Annotated in this window: 14 protein-coding genes and 2 pseudogenes; 8 read left to right on the forward strand and 8 right to left on the reverse strand. The window is 71.8% G+C overall.

The window, feature by feature from the left end:
• Positions 1 to 8 precede the first annotated feature (8 nt).
• Positions 9 to 1,526 carry a class I adenylate-forming enzyme family protein gene (locus ACIA8D_RS25190; protein WP_399235666.1) on the reverse strand — a complete coding sequence of 506 codons (1,518 nt, stop codon included), beginning with the start codon at positions 1,524 to 1,526 and terminating at the stop codon, positions 9 to 11.
• Positions 1,527 to 1,621: 95 nt separating this feature from the next.
• Between ACIA8D_RS25190 and ACIA8D_RS25195 the strand changes: the two genes are divergently transcribed.
• Both ACIA8D_RS25195 and ACIA8D_RS25200 read left to right on the forward strand, forming a co-directional pair.
• Positions 1,622 to 2,230 carry a TetR/AcrR family transcriptional regulator gene (locus ACIA8D_RS25195; RefSeq protein ID WP_399235668.1) on the forward strand — a complete coding sequence of 203 codons (609 nt, stop codon included), beginning with the start codon at positions 1,622 to 1,624 and terminating at the stop codon, positions 2,228 to 2,230.
• A 25-nt stretch (positions 2,231 to 2,255) separates the two neighbouring features.
• Positions 2,256 to 3,893 (forward strand): acyl-CoA dehydrogenase family protein, encoded by a 1,638-nt coding sequence (locus ACIA8D_RS25200; RefSeq protein WP_399235670.1) that lies wholly within the window; start codon positions 2,256 to 2,258, stop codon positions 3,891 to 3,893.
• Between the two features lie 91 nt (positions 3,894 to 3,984).
• Here the strand turns inward: ACIA8D_RS25200 and ACIA8D_RS25205 are convergent, their stop codons facing one another.
• Both ACIA8D_RS25205 and ACIA8D_RS25210 read right to left on the reverse strand, forming a co-directional pair.
• A complete protein-coding gene (locus tag ACIA8D_RS25205; RefSeq protein ID WP_399235672.1) occupies positions 3,985 to 5,013 on the reverse strand; it encodes a DUF389 domain-containing protein in 1,029 nt (342 codons plus the stop codon).
• A 35-nt stretch (positions 5,014 to 5,048) separates the two neighbouring features.
• Positions 5,049 to 6,383, reverse strand: a complete 1,335-nt coding sequence (locus tag ACIA8D_RS25210) for a hypothetical protein (protein ID WP_399235674.1) — start codon at positions 6,381 to 6,383, stop codon at positions 5,049 to 5,051.
• Between the two features lie 210 nt (positions 6,384 to 6,593).
• Here ACIA8D_RS25210 and ACIA8D_RS25215 point away from each other — a divergent pair, with 210 nt between their 5' ends.
• Positions 6,594 to 7,121 carry a DUF6069 family protein gene (locus tag ACIA8D_RS25215; RefSeq protein WP_399235675.1) on the forward strand — a complete coding sequence of 176 codons (528 nt, stop codon included), beginning with the start codon at positions 6,594 to 6,596 and terminating at the stop codon, positions 7,119 to 7,121.
• 230 nt (positions 7,122 to 7,351) lie between these two features.
• Positions 7,352 to 8,518: an alanine--tRNA ligase-related protein gene (locus tag ACIA8D_RS25220; RefSeq protein ID WP_399235677.1), complete on the forward strand. Its 1,167-nt coding sequence runs from the start codon at positions 7,352 to 7,354 to the stop codon at positions 8,516 to 8,518.
• A 26-nt stretch (positions 8,519 to 8,544) separates the two neighbouring features.
• On the opposite strand, the gene ACIA8D_RS25225 is transcribed toward ACIA8D_RS25220, so the two are convergent.
• The gene (locus ACIA8D_RS25225) at positions 8,545 to 8,994 is read right to left on the reverse strand and encodes an Lrp/AsnC family transcriptional regulator (protein ID WP_399235679.1); all 450 of its coding nucleotides are present in this window, start codon (positions 8,992 to 8,994) and stop codon (positions 8,545 to 8,547) included.
• A gap of 142 nt (positions 8,995 to 9,136) precedes the next feature.
• Between ACIA8D_RS25225 and ACIA8D_RS25230 the strand changes: the two genes are divergently transcribed.
• Positions 9,137 to 10,171 carry an asparaginase gene (locus ACIA8D_RS25230; protein WP_399235681.1) on the forward strand — a complete coding sequence of 345 codons (1,035 nt, stop codon included), beginning with the start codon at positions 9,137 to 9,139 and terminating at the stop codon, positions 10,169 to 10,171.
• Positions 10,172 to 10,177: 6 nt separating this feature from the next.
• Here ACIA8D_RS25230 and ACIA8D_RS25235 read toward each other — a convergent pair whose 3' ends face one another.
• Positions 10,178 to 11,500, reverse strand: coding sequence for a radical SAM protein (locus ACIA8D_RS25235; RefSeq protein WP_399235683.1), 1,323 nt, complete (start codon positions 11,498 to 11,500; stop codon positions 10,178 to 10,180).
• Between the two features lie 77 nt (positions 11,501 to 11,577).
• On the reverse strand, positions 11,578 to 12,228 hold the full coding sequence (locus ACIA8D_RS25240) for a pyridoxamine 5'-phosphate oxidase family protein (protein ID WP_399235684.1): 651 nt from the start codon (positions 12,226 to 12,228) through the stop codon (positions 11,578 to 11,580).
• A gap of 184 nt (positions 12,229 to 12,412) precedes the next feature.
• Here ACIA8D_RS25240 and ACIA8D_RS25245 point away from each other — a divergent pair.
• The 3 genes and pseudogenes from ACIA8D_RS25245 (at position 12,413) to ACIA8D_RS25255 (ending at position 17,819) form a co-directional block, all read left to right on the forward strand.
• Positions 12,413 to 13,653, forward strand: a pseudogene (locus ACIA8D_RS25245) (FAD-binding protein).
• Between the two features lie 67 nt (positions 13,654 to 13,720).
• Complete coding sequence (locus tag ACIA8D_RS25250) at positions 13,721 to 14,974, forward strand: ROK family protein (protein ID WP_399235686.1); 1,254 nt, start codon at positions 13,721 to 13,723, stop codon at positions 14,972 to 14,974.
• Positions 14,975 to 14,987: 13 nt separating this feature from the next.
• On the forward strand, positions 14,988 to 17,819 hold the full coding sequence (locus ACIA8D_RS25255) for a glycoside hydrolase family 2 TIM barrel-domain containing protein (RefSeq protein ID WP_399235688.1): 2,832 nt from the start codon (positions 14,988 to 14,990) through the stop codon (positions 17,817 to 17,819).
• Here ACIA8D_RS25255 and ACIA8D_RS25260 read toward each other — a convergent pair.
• Entirely contained in the window at positions 17,809 to 18,345 is a 537-nt protein-coding gene (locus ACIA8D_RS25260; protein WP_399235690.1) for an esterase-like activity of phytase family protein, read from the reverse strand. The two genes, ACIA8D_RS25255 and ACIA8D_RS25260, sit on opposite strands and share 11 nt — an antisense overlap.
• Before the next feature lie 8 nt (positions 18,346 to 18,353).
• A pseudogene (locus ACIA8D_RS25265) lies at positions 18,354 to 18,653 on the reverse strand (RNA-guided endonuclease TnpB family protein); the annotation flags it as partial.

Consider the following 18,653-nt stretch of genomic DNA (forward strand, 5'->3'; position numbering starts at 1 on the left):
CGCGCAGCTCAGGCCAGTTCGGCCCGCAGCACGTGCTTGGTGATCTTCCCGGAGGGTGTCCGCGGCAGGGCGGGACGCAGGATCAGCTCGCGCGGCACCTTGTAGCGGGCGATCCGGGCCTCCAGCCACTCGCGCATCCCGGCCAGGTCGAGCCCCGCGCCCTCGCGCGGCACGACGAAGGCCACCACCGTCTCGCCCCACTGCGGGTGCGGACGGCCGACGACGGCGACGTCGAGCACGTCGGGGTGGCCCCGCAGCGCGCCCTCGACCTCCTGCGACGCGACGTTCTCGCCGCCGGTGATGATCACGTCCTTCATCCGGTCGACGAGCGTGACATAGCCGTCCTCGTCGATCCGGCCCAGGTCACCGCTGCGGTACCAGTCACCCACGAACACCTCGGCGGTGGCCGCCTCGTCGTCCAGGTAGCCGAGCATCCGGGTGTCGGTGCGCAGCCAGATCTCGCCGCTCTCGCCGGCCTCCGCGTCGCTCCCGTCGGGGCGGACGACGCGCAGGTCCACGCCGGGCATGCCGCCGCGGCCGATCGCGCCCGCCTTGTCCGCGTGCTCGGCCGCGGTGAGCGAGGCGCCCGCGGGGCCCGTCTCGCTCATCCCGTACACCTGCTGGAAGTTCTCGGTGCCGTACGCCTTCATCAGGCGGCGCACGGTGTCCGCGTCGAGCGGGCCCGCGCCGTAGAGCCAGGCGCGGACGGACGACACGTCGTAGTCGGCGAAGTCGGGCACCGCCTGGGTCGGGGCGATGAGCGCGATGGGCGCGCCGAAGAGGGCCGTGACACGCTCGCGCTGGATGGTCTCCAGCATGCCGCGCGGCTCGTACTCGCGCTGGAGCACGACCGTGCCACCGGCGAACAGGGTGCCCAGCGTCATGTTGTTGAGCGGCGCCGCGTGCCAGATCGGCATGCAGATCAGGAAGCGCTCGTCGCCGCGCATCGACATCGTCGCCGCGGAGTACGCGGCAGTCAGGGCGGCGGTGCGGTGCGAGTGGACGCAGCCCTTGGGCGTGCCCGAGGTGCCGGACGTGTAGAGGATCTCCGCCACGTCGCTGTCCGGACGCTCCTCGCCTGCCCATGGCGCGGCGGCGACGAGCAGCGCCTCGAAGGCATCGGCCGGGAGCGCGTCCGCCGGGGCGTCGGGGTGGCTGACCAGCCAGCGCACGTCCGCGTCCGCGGCGGTGGCGCGCTCGCCGATCTCCGCGTCGACGAGGGCCACGCGCGCGCCGCAGTGCTTGAGCTGGCGCGCCACCTCGTCCGTCTGGAGCTTGTGGTTGACGGGCACGAGCGTGGCGCCCAGGGACCAGGCGCCGAAGGCGGCGAAGAGGAAGGCCGGGGTATTGCACGTCATCACGGCCAGCCGGTCGCCGGGGCCCAGGCCCGCCGCGCTCAGCACGGTGGCGGCCCGTCGCGCGACGTCGCCGAACTCCCGGTAGTTCCACCGCTGTTCGCGGTAGACGACGGCTTCCTTGGTACTGCCCGAGCGAACAGCGCTGTCCAGCAGGGCACTGAGGTGCATCACGTTCTCCTGACGAGCCTTGCCGACGGAACCCGCATGGAAGCGGTGCGCAACCGACCATGGCGGGAAACTCTGAATGATGGTTCACTGCTTGCATGGCCTACCGCAAGACCCCCGCCGAAATTCGTCGCCTCGAAGCGGCGCGCGAGCATCTGGTCGCCTGCGCCACCTCCGTCGTCGCCGAGGTGGGCTGGGCGCAGGCGTCCGTGACCGCGGTCGCGGACGCCGCCGGGATCGCGGCAGGCTCGGTCTACCAGCACTTTCCGTCGAAGGCCGCGCTCGCGGTCGAGGTGTTCCGGCGGGCGGCGGAGCGGGAGGTGACCGTCCTCGGCGAGGTGCTTCAGGCGGACGGCGACCCGGTGCTCCGGCTGCGGCGCGGCGTCGAGATCTTCACCCGGCGCGCCCTGGAGAACCGCGGCCTCGCCTACGCCCTGCTGGCCGCCCCCGCCGACCCCAAGGTGGCGGCGGAGCGCCTCGACTACCGGCGCCGCTACTACGCCCTCTACACCGAGGTGCTCCGCGAGGGCATGGCGGCGGGACTGCTCCCGAAGCAGAACGGCGAGATCACCGCCGCCGCGCTCACCGGCGCGATCGGCGAGGTGCTCGTCGACCCGCTCGGCGCGCGCGCCGAGGCCGCGACCGACGAACTGGTCGCCGAACTCACCGCCCTGGCCCTGCGCTGCGCGGGCGCACCGACCGACTGACCCGCTCCCCCTGGAGGAGACCCGCATGCCCTCGAACCCCTCGGTGACGCACGAAGTGACCAACCAGGCACCGCCGTTGACCGGTCACGACGCCGCGTACGACCCGGTGCTCCTCGACGGCGTACGCCGCGAGGGCGCCGAGTGGCACATCGACGAACTGCACCGCTTCGGCCGCTACGTCGGCAGCGAGGAGGCCCGCGTCTGGGCCGACCAGGCCAACCGGCACGAGCCCGAGCTGCGCACCCACGACCGCTACGGCAACCGCGTCGACGAGGTCGACTTCCACCCCTCGTACCACTCGCTGATGAGCGCGACGGTGGCCGCGGGCGCGGCGGGTTCCGCCTGGGCCGACGAACGCCCCGGCGCACACGTGGCCCGCGCCGGCACCTTCATGCTCGCCACGATGCTGGAGCAGGGCCACATGTGCCCGGTCTCCATGACGTACGCGGTGGTGCCCGCGCTGCGCCGCACGCCCGAACTCGCCAAGGTCTACGAGCCGTTGCTCACCAGCACCGTCTACGCCCCCGGGCTCCGCGCCCCCGCCGACAAGCGCGGGCTGCTCGCCGGGATGGGCATGACGGAGAAGCAGGGCGGCACGGACGTGCGCGCGAACACGACGGCCGCGGTCGAGCAGCCGGACGGCACGTGGCGGCTGCGGGGCCACAAGTGGTTCACGTCGGCGCCGATGAACGATGTGTTCCTGGTGCTTGCGCAGGCGCCGGGGGGCCTGAGCTGCTTCCTGGTCCCGCGTGTGCTTCCTGACGGCAGCCGCAACACCTTCCGGATCCAGCGCCTCAAGGACAAGCTCGGCAACCGGTCGAACGCGTCCAGCGAGCCGGAGTTCGACGACACGGTGGCCTGGCTCGTCGGGGACGAGGGCAAGGGCGTGCGCACGATCATCGACATGGTGACGATGACGCGGCTCGACTGCGTCCTGGGTTCGGCAGCGCACGTGCGCGAGTCGCTCGCGCAGGCGGCGCACCACGCGCGGCACCGTTCGGTGTTCGGCGCGAAGCTGATCGACCAGCCGTTGATGCGGAACGTCCTCGCGGACCTGGCCCTGGAGTCGGAGGCGGCGACGACGCTCGGGCTGCGGCTCGCGGGGGCGGCGGATCGCGCCCAGCGCGGGGACACGGGCGAGCGGGCGTTCCTGCGGCTCGCCACGGCGGTCGGCAAGTACTGGGTGTGCAAGCGGCAGCCGGTGGCGGTCGCGGAGGCGCTGGAATGCCTGGGCGGCAACGGTTATGACGAGGCGTCAGGGATGCCGCGACTCTATCGGGAGGCGCCGCTCAACGGGATCTGGGAGGGGTCGGGGAACGTCAACGCCCTCGACATGTTGCGGGCGTTGGGCCGCGAGCCGGAGTCCTTGGAGGCGTTCCGGGGGGAGGTCGAGGCGGCGGCCGGGGCGGATGCGAGGTTGGATGCCGCGTGGCGTGAGCTCCAGGGCGAGTTGGCCTCGCCCGAGGACGCGCAGCTTCGGGCTCGCCGCCTCATCGAGCGGGCGGCGTTGGTGCTTCAGGGGTCGCTTCTGGTACGGCATGCGCCGGCCGCGGTCGCCGACGCGTTCTGCGCGACCCGTCTGGCCGGGGACCGGGGCCTGGCCTTCGGCACGTTGCCGCCTGCGGCGGACTTCGGGTCGATCCTGGCCCGGCTCCCCGCCTGACCCGCGGCCCCGTGGTCCCGCCCACGGGGCTCTGCCCCGGACCCCGCTGCTCAATCGCCGCAGAGGCTTGAAATACCGGCACCGGCCGAGGTCAACCGGAGCCCGTGCCCCGGACCTCGCAGGTCACGCCGCCCGCCGCACACCAATGCGTGCGGCCGCCCACCAGGTGGAGTTCGAGGTCCGCGTCGGACATGCCGTTGCGGTCCAGGGCGGTGCGCAGCGCCGTGGGGGCCGGCTGCGGTGGCAGGCCCAGGACGCCGATGACCACCACACCCTGCCGTGCCTCCACGGACGCGATCTGCCACTTCCCGCTCGCCGCCCACTCCTCCGCGACCGGCCGCGCGTCCGCCACGAGGAGCCGGTCCCGCCACACCGACACCGTGCCCGTGGTCAGCGGCACCGCGATCAGCACCAGGACCCCGACCACCGCCACCAGCGTGCGCCCGTGGAACTCCCCCACGTACTGCGCGGACTCCTGGGCCGCGCCCCGGATCCCGTACACGAGGAAGACCACGGTCCCGGTCGCCACGATCGCGGCGACGTTCGTCGCGAAGAGGAGCGCGGACTCGCCCGCGTCGTGGAAGCGGCCGACCGTGATCAGCAGCCCAGTGACCGCCAGCGGCGGCACGAGCGAGATGGCGATCGCCACACCCGGCAGTGTGTCGGAGATGTCCGCACGGACCAGCGCGAACGCCCCCACCGTGCCCGTGGCCAGCGCCGCCAGCAGGTCGATGAGGCGCGGGCTGATCCGCGAGGACACCTGCGAGTTCGACGCGAAGTCGTCGGGCGGCGCCGCGATCCACCCCAGCAGCATCCCGATCGCCACCACCGCGAGCGCCCCGCCGAGCACGAGCAGTACGCACCGGACGACCTGGGAGCGGTCCGCGAGGACCAGGGCGAGCGCGCTGCCGAGGATCGGCGTCATCAGCGGGGCGACGATCATCGCGCCGATGACCGTCGCCGTGGAGTCGCCCACCACGCCCGCGCTCGCGATCACCGCCGCCAGTACGAGCAGACCCCAGAACCGGGTCGAGCTCGGACTCTTCCACGAGCGCTCGATGAAGAGAGTGTCCGTCATACGGCCGACCGTGGCCGCGTCGACCTTTCCCATCGCCGTCATCTTCACCTCGCCGTCACCCGTCCCCGGCCGCCGTCTCAGACCGCGGTCGGCGTGGGCGGGGTCCCGTTCGGCGCGTCCGCCGCGCCCCCGCCGCCCTCCGCCGCGAGGAACTCCACCACCGCCAGCAGGAACAGCAGGCACAGGGCGATGCCGACGACCACCCACCCGGTCGGGTACGACCACAGCAGGTAGACGAGGAGCGCGCCCGCGATCAGGATCCAGACGATCCAGGTTCGGTAGCGGCGCACGAACGGGCCGACGGGCCCGGTGCGGAAGCCGGCCCGGTCCGCGGTGAGCCGCGCGCCGTCGATGCCGGAGATCCACAGCCCGCGCACCAGGCCCGCCCGCTTGCCGCGCCCGGTGAGCCACGCGCCGAGCGCGACGACGACGCCCAGTGCGACCACCATCCGGACCATGGTGAACAGGAAGTGCGTCATGGTGTCGTAGACCGCTGCCGCCGCGTCCTGCGAGACGGTCGCGGGCAGCCGGTCGAGGTAGATCACGCGGAAGACGCGCAGCCCGATCGCGAGCAGCCCGCAGCTCACGGCGACCGCGAGGGCGGCGGCCACGACCGACCTGCGGCGGCGCACGGAGACCAGCACACCGGCGGCGACGAGGACGAGCGCGAGCACGGGCAGCCAGTTGCCCATCACCTGCAGCAGCCGCAGGTACGTCTTGGTCTTGCCGATGTTGTCGTTGGTGACGAGCGTGAAGTCGGTGTGGACCTCGGGGATCTTCCCGGCGACGGTGAGGCCGGAGTCGACGAGGCGCTGCTTGACCTGCTCGACGACCGGGCCGAGGTCGAGGGTGACGGTGTCGCCGCCCTCCAGCTTGACCGCCCCGCCGCCGCTGCCGGTCAGCGCCTTGTCGAGGGCGCTGTGGGCCTTGCGGTTGGTCTGCTTCCAGATGTTCTCGAAGGCGTCGGAGGCGACGACTCCCTGCGCCTTGTCCTGGACGAAGCTGCGGACGGCGCCTTCGAGGGAGTCGCCCAGCTTGCCGAGGGACTTCTCCACGAGCGGCCGGTCGCTCGTGTCCACTTCGGTGAGGAGCGCCTGAAGGTCGATGCGCTGCATGATCGCGTCCGTGGCGCGGTTGGCGACGGCCTTCTGGATGTCGGGGTCGGAGGCGAGCGGGCCGACGGTGTCGACATAGCGGTCGGTGTCGCCGACCTGGTCCGCCGCCCAGGACGCGACGATGCCGAGCGGCGCGAGGACGCAGCCGATCACGATGAGGACGACGGCGAGGAACGACCGCCCCCGGTGGCGCCGCCGGCCGCCCCCGCGCTCGGCCTCCAGCTCGGCCACCCGACCCCGCAGCCGCGCGAGTTCGGCCTGCCCTTCGGGGCCCAAGGGCGTCGTGTCGTCCGCCACGGTTGCCTCCTTGTCGGCGCGGGTGAGCGCGCTGTTTTGAATGCAAGGGGAACCGCTGCGCCGCCGCCGGGCGAGCGGACGGCGCCAGGCGGGTGAACGGCGCGGCCACCGGATGCCCCGGATGATCCGACCGAAATGCGGGGGCGAATGGGGCGGGTAATACTGCACCGGACATGCGCCGTTGCCGGAACTCGACCGGAAAGCCTCATCGTGGATCCACAGAACTCGCCCTACGGGCACCAGTCCTACGGCCAGTCCTACGGCCAGTCGTACGGCCAGGCCGACCCCGGCCACGCACCCGAACCGCAGCCACAGCCGCAGCCCCGCCTCGACGCCGGAAAGCTGTGGGCGGGCGGGCTGATGACCGCCGTGATCGCCGCGCTCACGGCGGTGGTCGCACTCCTCCTCGTGCGGGGTGTGCTCGACGTCCCGGTGTTCGCGCCGGAGGGCGACGGGCTGATGGGCAACGCGACCACCGGGGCGCTCGCGGGCGGCGCGGCGGTGGCGGCGCTCGCCGCGACCGTCCTCCTCCACCTGCTGATCGTGGCGACCCCGCGGCCCGAGCGCTTCTTCACCTGGATCATCGGTCTCGCGACGGCGGTCATGGTGCTGCTGCCGTTCACGACGGGTCTGACGTGGCAGGCGAAGCTCGGCACCGCGGGCGTGTACCTCGTGATCGGCATCGCCATCGGTTCCCTGCTGTCCTCGGTGGCGAGGGGAGCGGTGCGCCGCTACTGAAATTCCCTGGCCCGGTTCGGACGGCCCGCGTTATCGTCGACGTATGAACGTCATGGGCCGCAGTTTCAGCACCGCGACCGCGCGAGCGACCAGCTCGCCGGTTGCCGCCGCCTGACGTCTTCACCCTTTCCACCGGCGACCGGAAACGGCCGCCGGTTTTTTCGTTGCCCAGCACGCTCCGTCCGGCCGCTTCCGGCGCCTTCGCCCGCATCACGCGAAGGAGTCACCCCATGCGTACCGACGACGTCATCCGGACGTTCACCGAGTTCTACGAGGACCGGGGCCACCGCCCAATCACCGGCTCGACCCTGCTGCCGCCGCCCGGCGACCCGGTGCTGTTCACCACCTCCGGGATGCATCCGCTCACCGGGTACCTGGAGGGCCGCCCCCATCCGCTGGGCCGACGGCTCGTCAACGTACAGCGGTGTCTGCGGACCACGGACCTGGAGGAGGTCGGCGACCCCACGCATCTGACGGTCTTCGAGATGCTCGGCACCTGGTCGCTCGGCGACTACGAGGGACCGCGGAGCCTGGAGTGGGGGTACGAGCTGCTCACCGAGGGCTTCGGCATCGATCCGCGGATGCTGTACGTGACCGTGTTCGGCGGCGACGGGCAGGTCGGTCCCGACACCGGTTCGCGGGACGTGTGGGAGCGGCGCGGGGTGCCGGTCGAGGAGACCGTCGAGGACAACTGGTGGGACAACGGGCCGACCGGACCGTGCGGCCCCGACTCGGAGATCTTCCTGTGGACCGGTGACACCCCGCCGGAGTCGAGCCCCACCAAGGACGAGCGCTGGGTGGAGGTGTGGAACCACGTGACGATGCGTTACCGGCGCCTGGACGACGGCTCGTTGGTGCCGCTCCCCCAGCGCAACGTCGACACCGGGCTCGGCGTGGAGCGGCTGTCCACGCTGCTCCAGGGCCGGACGTCGGTCTTCGAGTGCGACGTCTTCGACCCGTGGCGGCGGCTCCTTCCGGAACTGTGGCCGCTGGACGAGCCGTCGCTGCGGGTGGTCGTCGACCATCTGCGCTCGTCCGTCGTGGTTGTCGGCGACGGTGTGCGGCCGTCGAACACCGGGCGCGGGTACGTGTTGCGCCGGCTGATCCGCCGGGTGCTCACCGTGCTGCGCCGCGAGGATCCGACCCGCACGCTCGGGGACCTGCCGGTCGAGCTGATCCGGCACACCCTCGACCACTTCCGCCAGGACGTCGACCCGTCGTCCGTGCGCCGGGTGCTGCTCGACGAGGAGCAGAGCTTCGACCGGCTCCTGGAGCGCGGCAGGAAGCTGCTGTCACGGCGGCGGTTCCGGGGCTCGCTGACCGAGGAGGACCTGCACTATCTGCACGACACGCACGGGCTGCCGCGCGAACTGGTGCTGAGCCTGCGGGAGCGGTAGGCCCCGGCCGAAGGGGCTGCCGCCGCTCAGACCGGCAGCCCCTTCGGCTCCTTGATGCGCTTCATGATGATCTGCGAGTTCACCTCGGTGACCCCGTCGAGCGCGGTGAGCCGCTCGATCCACAGCCGTTCGTACGCGGCGAGGTCGGCGACCGCGATGCGCAGCATGCAGCCGGGGCTGCCGAAGAGGCGGTACGCCTCGATGACGTCGGGGATGTCCTGGAGCGCGCGCTCGAAGGCCTCGACGGAGGCGCGGTCGCGGCGCACCTCGATGGAGACGAGGACCTCGAAGCCGCGGCCGACGGCCTCCGGGTCGACGATCGCGCGATAACCCTGGATGACGCCGTCCTTCTCCAGCTGGCGCACGCGGCGCATGCATGGGGAGGGGCTGAGGCCGACGCGGGCGGCGAGGTCCTGGTTGCTCAAGCGGCCGTCCTCCTGGAGCTCGCGCAAGATGTGCAGGTCGATCCGGTCCATGGCGCAATCATGCACCACGCCCCGCGCGATCATCGGCCAGGATTCGCAATCCGATTGCGCAGATCACGATTTATCCTTGCTGTAGATCGAACATACGCTCCCCCACGCGCGCGGGAGCGCCGACACTGGCGAGGCAGGTCACATGGCACGCATCACCCTCATCAGCACCGGAGGCACCATCGCCAGCCGCTGGCAGGGCACCGGTTACGCCGCCGACGCAGGCGGGGACACGGTGCTGGCGACGGCCGCGCTGCCGGAGGGTGTCGAGGTGGACGTCGTCGACCTGTTCAACGTGAACAGCTCGCGGATGACGACGGAGCTCCAGCTGACGCTGCTGCGCACGGTGCGCGAGGTGTTCGCCGACCCGGCCGTCGACGGCATCGTCGTCACGCACGGCACGGACACCCTGGAGGAGTCCGCGTTCCTGCTCGACCTGCACCACGACGACCCGCGCCCGGTCGTCTTCACCGGCGCCCAGAAGCCGCTCGGCCAGGCCGAGGGCGACGGCCCGGGGAACATGTACGACGCGCTCCAGCTCGCCGCGAACGTCCGGGACCTGGGCGTGCTCGTCGCCTTCGACGGGAAGGTGCACGCGGCCCGCGGCACCGTGAAGACGCAGACCCTTGCGGCCGACGCCTTCGCCGACCCGTCCGCGGGACCGCTCGGCCGCCTCGGCTTCGGCCGCGTCGACCTGCGCCACAAGCCGAGCCGCCCGGCCCCGCTGCCGGCGCCGGCGCCGGAGGCCGGAACGGCGATACCGCGCGTCGACATCGTCATGCACCACAGCGACGCCGACGCCACGCTCTTCGAGGCGGCCGTCGCCGCGGGCGCGCGCGGCATCGTGCTCGTCGCCACGGGCGCGGGGAACGCGACGCCGGAGCTGGCCGACGCGGTGGCGGCAGCCGTACGCCGCGGAGTCCTCGTCGCCGTTTCTACGCGCGTATCCGCGGGCCCGCTGGCCGAGATCTACACGGGCGGCGGCGCCGTGGACCTGGTCGCCGCGGGCGCCGTGCTCAGCGGCACGCTGCGCGCGGGCCAGACCCGGATCGCGGTCCTGGCGGCGCTCCTCGCGGACGTCTCCCCCGCCGCGCGGCCGGAGCTGCTCAGCCGTCTGATCGACGCGCCGGGCCCGCTGCCGGCCGGCGAGGAGCCGACCGGCGAGCAGGCCGCCGCGTAACCGGGATCAGAACTCCACGGCCTCTTCGTTGGGCGCGAGGCTGTCCATGAACGAGCTGACGGAGAACACGGCGCGACCCGCGCCCGCCGGACCGTATCCGGGGGGCGAGGAGAGCCCGTGCTCGTCCATGGCGTTGCGGTACGCGTCGAGCAGCCGGATGTGGTACTCCAGCGGCGCGCCGTTCGGGTTCTCCTTGCCGAGCGGCGTCGTCGGCTCGGGGCACCACGTGGTGAAGCGCGGCGTGATGCCGTTCGACATGAAGAAGTTCAGGCCCTCGGTGGTGGAGGCGATGGCCTCGTCGACCGTCTTGAAGCCGAAGGGCTCGGCCATCTCGACGCCCGCCACGAAGTTCGGGATGACGTTGCGCGCGCCGAACACGTCACGCGAGTCGAGGATCCGGCGGTGCCACTCGTCGCGGCCGACGTAGCGCTCCTTGCCGGGGCAGTACATCTTGAACAGGTACTCGTCCCACACCTCGAAGTTGGGGTGGTAGATCTGCACGCCGTAGTCCTTGAAGCGCTGCACATCGTCCTTGGGCAGCGCCTGGGCGACGACCTTGCCGATCCAGCGGTCCGGGAAGTACTCCTCGATGGCCTTGGCGTACCGCCCGTAGAAGTCCGCCTCGTCCAGGCCCTGGACCTTCGACGTGATCGCGCCGCCGGTGAGGGTGTACGCGGTCGACGTCTTCCCGGTGTCGTACTTGTTGATGATCTCCAGGGCCTCGAGGACCTCGTCGACATCCTTCACACCGGTGTACGGACGGCCGGCCGCCTTGTGCTGGCGCCAGTTGTGGTTGATGTCGCAGTACTGGCACTCCTCCTTGGCGCCGAAGTACTGGCAGACCCGGAACGCGGTCAGGTAGATCAGGTAGCCCCACTGGATCGTGGGGGCCACCTCCATGACCGACTTCCCGTTGGAGAGCTTGTGCCGGTAGTACTCCGGCATGGGCGGCACGCCGACGTCGGAGATCCGCTTGCCGTCGAGGTACAGGCCGAGCATGCCGTCCTCGTTCGCCGCCACGCGGTACGGCGACTTCGGGTTCACGCGCACCGAGACGACCGTGCGGCGCAGGTCGTAGGGGCCGCCGGTGAGGACGATCTCCTCGGGCGGGCGGCGCAGCGCGGCCTCGCCCAGCTCGGGCAGCGTGCCGTGGTCGAACGAGAAGATGAAGTACGACTTCGGCTTGACCTCGCCGTCCTCGTTGTCGCTCAGTGCCGACGCGTCGAAGGCGACGCCGCCGCGCAGCAGGTCCTCCTTGAAGACCGCTTCCTTCGGAACGTGCGGGAAGCGCTCCATCAGGTCCTCTACCAGCGCCGTACGGCTCTGCATCCCGTTACTCCTCGACCCTCTGCTGTGCAGCGTTTTCTACGGTTTCTCGACTCCTCACGGTACGCCCCGGTCGCCGGTCAGCCGTGCCGGGTCCCCGCTCGGGCCACGATGTGGGCGGGCGCGGTGATGCCGGTGGGCAGCAGCGGATCGGCCGTGGGGGCGCCCCAGCGGGCGTTCAACGGCAGGGTCCCGGCCCACAGGCCGAGCTCCGCGTCGGCCGACGCGCCGTCGTCGGGCGCGCCGGACCTGATCTTCACGGAGGCGTCTTCGAGGGAGAGCGCGAGGAGCGTGGTGGCGGCGAGCTCCTCGCGGTTCGGCTGCCGCGCGTACGTCCACTGGCCGGGGGTCGCGTGCTCGGTGAGGCGGCGCAGGCCCTCCAGCTTCTCGGCCTCGTCGGTGATCGTGCGCGGCACACCGTGCACCGTGGCACTGCGGTAGTTCAGCGCGTGCTCGAAGACGGAGCGGGCGAGGACGAGGCCGTCGACGTGGGTCACCGTCACGCACACCGCGGCGCCCGGATCGGCCGCGAGGCCGCGGCCGGCCACCGACCCGTGCACGTACAGCAGCCGCTCGTGACGTCCGTAGACGGTCGGAACGACGACGGGCGCGCCGTCGACCATGACACCGAGATGGCACACGAAGTCCGCGTCGAGGATCGCCTCCAGGTCGGCGCGGGGGTGCTGCCGCAATGGCCGGTGGGTGGTGCGGTGGTCGTCGGTGTACGTCATGCGCAGGCACGGTACTCCCGTGGGGTCACCGGCAGTTCACCAGGTGGGCGTCACGTTGCGGTCGCGGGGCTCCGCCCCGGGCCCTGCGCCTCAAACGCCGGCGGGGCTTGAAATGGGGCTCGGTCCCGGATCGTGGTCCAATTCTCGGCGATCCGTTCCCGAAGAGAGGCGTGTCGTGCCAGTCATCACCAACTGGGCCCGCAACATCACCTTTTCCGCCGACCGGATACACCGTCCGGCCACCGTCGACGAGTTGCGTGCGGTCGTCGCGAAGAGGGGGCACCTGCGGGTGCTCGGCAGTGGGCACTCGTTCAATCGGATCGCCGACGTCGACGCGGAGCGCGGTGGTGCGCTCGTGTCGCTCGCCGGGCTGCCGGGCCGGATCGACGTCGACATCTCGGAGCGCAGCGTGCGGGTCGGCGGTGGTGTGCGCTACGCCGACCTGGCCGCCGCCCTGCACGCGCACGGGCTCGCGCTGCCGAACATGGCGTCGTTGCCGCACATCTCCGTCGCCGGTTCGGTGGCCACCGGCACGCACGGCTCGGGCAACGGCAACCGGTCACTGGCCGAGGCGGTACGGGCCGTGGAGATCCTGACCGGGGACGGGGAGGTGGTCACGCTCGCGCGCGGGGACGCCGGTTTCGAGGGGCGGTCGTCTCACTGGGCGCGCTCGGGGTGGTGCTGTCGCTGACGCTGGACGTGGAGCCGGCCTTCGATGTCGCGCAGTACGTGTTCCGTGAACTTCCCTTCCTGGGGATCGACTTCGACGCCGTGTCGGCGGCCGCGTACAGCGTGAGCCTGTTCACCGGCTGGCGCGGGCCGCGCTTCGACCAGGTGTGGGTCAAGCGGCGGATGCCGGACGCGCTGGACTTCCCTTGGGCCGAGGCCGCCGTCGAGGCGCGGCACCCGGTACCGGGGATGCCCGCCGTGCACTGCACCGAGCAGTTCGGTGTGCCGGGGCCCTGGCACGAGCGGCTGCCGCACTTCCGCGCCGGGTTCACGCCCAGCAGCGGCGACGAGCTGCAGTCGGAGTATCTGCTGCCGCGCGAGCACACCATGGCCGCGCTGCATGCCCTGGACGCGGTGCGCGAGCGGATCGCCCCGGTCGTCCAGGTCTGCGAGGTGCGCACGGTCGCCGCGGACACGCAGTGGCTGAGCCCCGCGTACGGCCGGGACACCGTCGCGTTCCACTTCACGTGGGTGGCGGACGCATCCCGGGTGCTTCCGGTCGTCTCGCTGGTGGAGGACCGGCTGCGGGAGTTCGGGCCGCGACCGCACTGGGGGAAGGTGTTCACGGCGGACCCCGCGCGCGTCGCCGAGCGGTATCCGCGGGCGGCGGACTTCGTGGCGCTGGCCGAACGGCTGGATCCGGCGGGGAAGTTCAGCAACGCGTTCGTGCGGGGGATGCTGCCCCGGAGCGCGTGACCGGGCTTTTGAAAGCCCTTTCTCCAACCCCTTGTCGAAGTCCGTACGGCGCTCCTAGCCTGACGGCATGAAGCGCACGTCCCGCGACATACGGACCGCGAACCGGTACGAGGTGCTGCGCCGCTGCCTCGGCAGGTCCGCCGTGTCCCGGCAGGAGTTGGCCGCGGAGACGGGGCTCAGCTCGGCGACCGTCGCCACGCTCGTCGGGGAGCTGCTCGACCTGGGGGTCCTGGTCACGGACGGCTTCGTGGACTCGGGGGGCGGGCGCCCGCGCGGCCTCGTCTCCGTCGACGCGGGGCACGGCTCGCTCGTCGGCGTGGACGTCGCGGAGACGTATGTGCACGCCGAGTTGTTCGACCTGAACCTCCGGGCCGTCGCCCGCGCCGACCGCGAACCGGTCCCCGGTGCGCACGGGCCCGCGCACGTGGCCGCCGTGATCGCGGACGCGGTCCGGTCCGTGCTCGACGCCACCACCGACGCCGGCACCGGCGGGCCCGTACTCGGCGCCGGCGTCTGCATGCCGGGGCTCGTCGACCGGCAGGGCGGCATCAGCGTGTACGCCCCGAACTGGGGGTGGCGGGACGCCGTGCCGCTGCGCGAACTTCTCGCCGAGCACCTCGACGTACCCCTGTACCTGGACAATCCGCTGCGCGCGTCCACCGTCGCCGAGCTGTGGTTCGGGGCGGCGCGCGGGCGCGACGACGCGGTCGTCGTCAACCTCGGCACCGGTGTCGGCGCGGGGCTCGCGCTCGGCGGGGCGCTGCATCGGGGTGTCACCAACAGCGCGGGCGAGTGGGGACACACCACGCTCGTGCTCGACGGGCGGCCGTGCCACTGCGGGAACCGGGGGTGTGTCGAGGCGTATGTGGGGGCGCCGGGGATCATGCGCAGCCTGCGGGAGCTGCACCCCCGTTCGCCGCTGCTGCACCCCGACGACCAGACCGCCACGATCGGGGCGATCGGGCGGGCCGCGACGGAGGGCTCCGCCGAGGCGCTGGACGTGGTGCGGGAGACCGCGAGGTATCTCGGTGCGGCGATCGGTGATCTGGTCAATCTGCTCAACCCTGAGGTCGTGGTGCTCAGTAGCTGGGTGGCGGAGGCGTTGGGCGCACCCCTGCTCGACGAGGTGCGGTCGGCCGCGGGGCGGCATTCGCTCGCGGGGCCGTTCGGCGCCACGGAGATCGTTCTTTCGCCTGTTCCTACGGATCCGGTGAGCCTTGGCGCGGCGACGTTTGCGCTGGAGGGGTTCGTGGGCCGCAACGGCGTTGACACCTCGGGGCTCCGCCCCGGCCCCCGCGCCTCAATCGCCGGCGGGGCTTAGTTTAGGGAGACTCATGACCATCGCTTACGTAACCGACCCGTCCCCCGGCCACGGCGCGCTCCCACCCCGGGCCTGGTACGCCGAATCGTCCGCCAACTCGCTCTCACTGAACGGCACTTGGGGCTTTCGACTGGCGGCGCGGGCCGACGCGCACGACGACTCCTTCGCCGTCCCGGGGTACGCGGCCGACGGCTGGGGCGAGGTCTCCGTGCCCGGTCACTGGGTGATGCAGGGGCACGGTGCGCCCGCCTACACGAACGTGCTCTACCCCTTCCCCGTCGACCCGCCGCGCGTCCCCGACGAAAATCCGACCGGGGATCACCTGCGCGTCTTCGATCTGCCCGGCGACTGGCCCGGTGACGGCTCGGCCGTGGTCCGGTTCGACGGGGTCGAGTCCTGCGCCAGGGTGTGGCTGAACGGCACGGAGCTCGGCGAGTTCAAGGGGAGCAGGCTGCCGCACGAGTTCGAGGTCGGACACCTCCTCGTCCCCGCCGGCAACGTGCTGGCGGTCCGCGTCCACCAGTGGTCGGCCGGCTCGTACCTGGAGGACCAGGACCAGTGGTGGCTGCCCGGCATCTTCCGTGACGTGACCCTTCTGCACCGCCCGGCCGAGGCGGTACGGGACTTCTTCACGCACGCCTCGTACGAGCGCACCTCCGGCCTCGGCACGCTCCGCGTCGACAGCGATACGGAAGGGCGCGTCACCGTTCCCGAGCTGGGAGTCGATGTCGCGACCGGGGAGTCGGTGACCGTCGCCGTCGAGCCGTGGACCGCCGAGACGCCGCGTCTGTACGACGGCGAGCTCGCGACGGCCGGGGAGCGGGTGCCGCTGCGGATCGGCTTCCGTACCGTCGAGCTGTCCGACGGGCTGATCAAGGTCAACGGCACGCCGATCCTGTTCAAGGGCGTCAACCGGCACGAGTGGCACCCCGAGCACGGCCGCGCGCTCGACCTCGAAACGATGCGCCGCGACGTCGAGTTGATGAAGTCCCACAACATCAACGCCGTCCGCACCTCGCACTACCCGCCGCACCCCGCCTTCCTCTCGCTCTGCGACGAGTACGGGCTGTGGGTCGTCGACGAGTGCGACCTGGAGACCCACGGCTTCGTCGAGCAGGGCTGGCGCGACAACCCGGTCGACGACGAGCGCTGGACCCCCGCGCTGCTCGACCGGGCCGCCCGCATGGTCGAGCGCGACAAGAACCATCCGTCGGTGGTGCTGTGGTCGCTGGGCAACGAGGCGGGCACCGGGCGTGGGCTCACCGCCATGGCCGAGTGGATCCGCGCCCGCGACCCGGAGCGCCTCATCCACTACGAGGGCGACATCAACTGCCGTGACACCGACGTCTATTCGCGCATGTACGCCGACCACGCCGAGGTCGAGCGGATCGGACGCGGTCTCGACGGAGGCCCGGAGAAGCGGCGGCGGCTGCCCTTCATCCAGTGCGAGTACGCGCACGCCATGGGCAACGGTCCCGGTGGACTCGCCGACTACCAGCGGCTGTTCGAGACGTACGACCGACTGCAGGGCGCCTTCGTCTGGGAGTGGATCGACCACGGGATCGCCGACGAGCGCCACGGGTACGCGTACGGCGGCGACTTCGGCGAGGAGCTGCACGACGGGAACTTCGTCTGCGACGGGCTGCTGTTCCCGGACCGGACGCCGTCGCCGGGGCTCGTCGAGTTCAAGAAGGTCATCGAGCCGGTGCGGATCGCCGTCGACGCGGACGCCGGAACGGTGCGGGTCACCAACCGCTACGACTTCCGGGACCTGTCCCACCTCGCCTTCGACTGGGCGTACGAGGTGGAGGGCGAGGCGGCCGAGCGGGGCACCCTCGCCGTTCCGCCGCTCGGCCCCGGCGAGTCCGCGGACCTGAAGCTGTCGGCGCCCGCGGCGGGCGACGGGTACTGGACCGTGCGGGCCCTGGACGGCGACGGACATGAGGTGGCGTGGGGGCAGAGCGCTCCCGAGGCGCGAACGGCCGTATCGGACAAGGCTGTTGGTGAGGCGCCGCGCACCGCCGGGGACACGCTCACCCTCGGCCCCGCCACCTTCGACGCCCGCACCGGGGAGCTGCGCGCCGTCGGCGACGTGACGCTCACCTCCGCTCCCCGGCTCGACGTGTGGCGCGCCCCCACGGACAACGACGACGGGGCGAGCTGGCAGAACGACGAGCGGCTCGGCCTGCTGTGGCGCACGTTCGGCCTGCACCGCATGCAACACCGGGTGGACAGCGTCGAGTTGGACGGCGCCGCGCTGACGGTGCGGACACGGGTCGGCCCTGCGAGCCGGGACATCGGGCTGCGCGCGAGCTACCGCTGGACGGCCGACGAGCGGCGGCTGCGACTGACCGTGTCCGTCGTCCCGGAGGGTGACTGGCGGCTGCCGCTCCCCCGGCTCGGCGTCCGACTCGGGCTGCCCGTGGGCGACTTGGGCGTGCGCTGGTTCGGCGGCGGACCCGGCGAGGCGTACCCGGACACGCGCGAGGCGGCGCGGCTCGGCCGCTGGGAGTCGGACGTGGCCGGCCTGCACACCCCGTACGTGCGGCCGCAGGAGAACGGGGCCCGGGTCGGCGTCCGCTGGGCGGAGCTCGGCGGACTGCGCATCGACGGCGAGCCAGCCTACGCGCTCACGGCCCGCCGCTGGACGACGCGGCAGCTCGACGCGGCCGCCCACCGCACGGACCTGACGCCCGGCGACACGCTGTGGGTGCATCTCGACCACGCGCAGCAGGGCATCGGCACCCAGTCCTGCGGGCCAGGTGTGCTGCCCCGGTACCGGCTCACGCCCGGTCCCGCCGAGTTCTCGTTCACGTTCGAGCCCGCGGCTCCGGTCACAGCTTGACGGCGAAGGAGTAGAGCCGGGTGGTCTGCTTCTTGTTGCGGTTGTCGTCGGAGACGAGGAGGAGGTGCCTGCGGCCCTTGTAGGGGCCGCTGGTGAGGGTCTCGCCGAGGGCCATGCCCTCGGCGTTCTCGAGGAGCGGGTTCACCTGCGTGCCCTTGCTCTTCACCACCCCCGGGCTGCCCGCGGGGCACTTCTTCAGGTCGAGCAGCTCACGGGCGTCGATGTAGACGTCGGACGGCTCCGAGTACAGCTGCCCCTTGCCGGACACGTCGGAGGCGCCGGCGAGCGAGAGGTCGTTGACGTGCACCGCGTTGCCGAGGCCGACCACGTACTGCCGTTCCAGGGCGAGGAGCCGGGTCTCGGAGACGGCGACGAGTTCCGCGAGGCCCAGTCCGTCGTCGGCGCGGTAGGCGTACTGCTTGTCCGGCTCGTAGTCGTCCTTGGCGACGCGCTTTTGACATGCTCCTCGGGCTGAAGCCCGAGGATTCTGGCCATCCCTGCCGATTGCTGTGCCGCTACGCGGCACGGTTTTCGGTACCGCACGGCTTTGTACGTGAGCATGTTGACGAACATCGACCAGCCCGCGTCGTGCACGCTCTTGGCCATCGTCGTGCGTGCGAGTCCGGCCACCGACAGGTTCTCCACGATCACCGTTTGGTTCTCACGGATGATCCGGGTGGAGAGCTGATGGCAGAACTCCTTGCGCGCGTCGGCGACGGCCGCGTGGGCGCGGGCGACCTTCAGACGGGCCTTCTCACGGTTCTTCGATCCTTTCTGTTTACGCGACAGCTCACGCTGCGCCTTTTTCAGCTTCTTCTCCGCCCGGCGTAAAAA

Origin of the sequence: Streptomyces sp. NPDC051684 (genome assembly GCF_044453445.1) — a bacterium.
Lineage (GTDB): Bacteria > Actinomycetota > Actinomycetes > Streptomycetales > Streptomycetaceae > Streptomyces.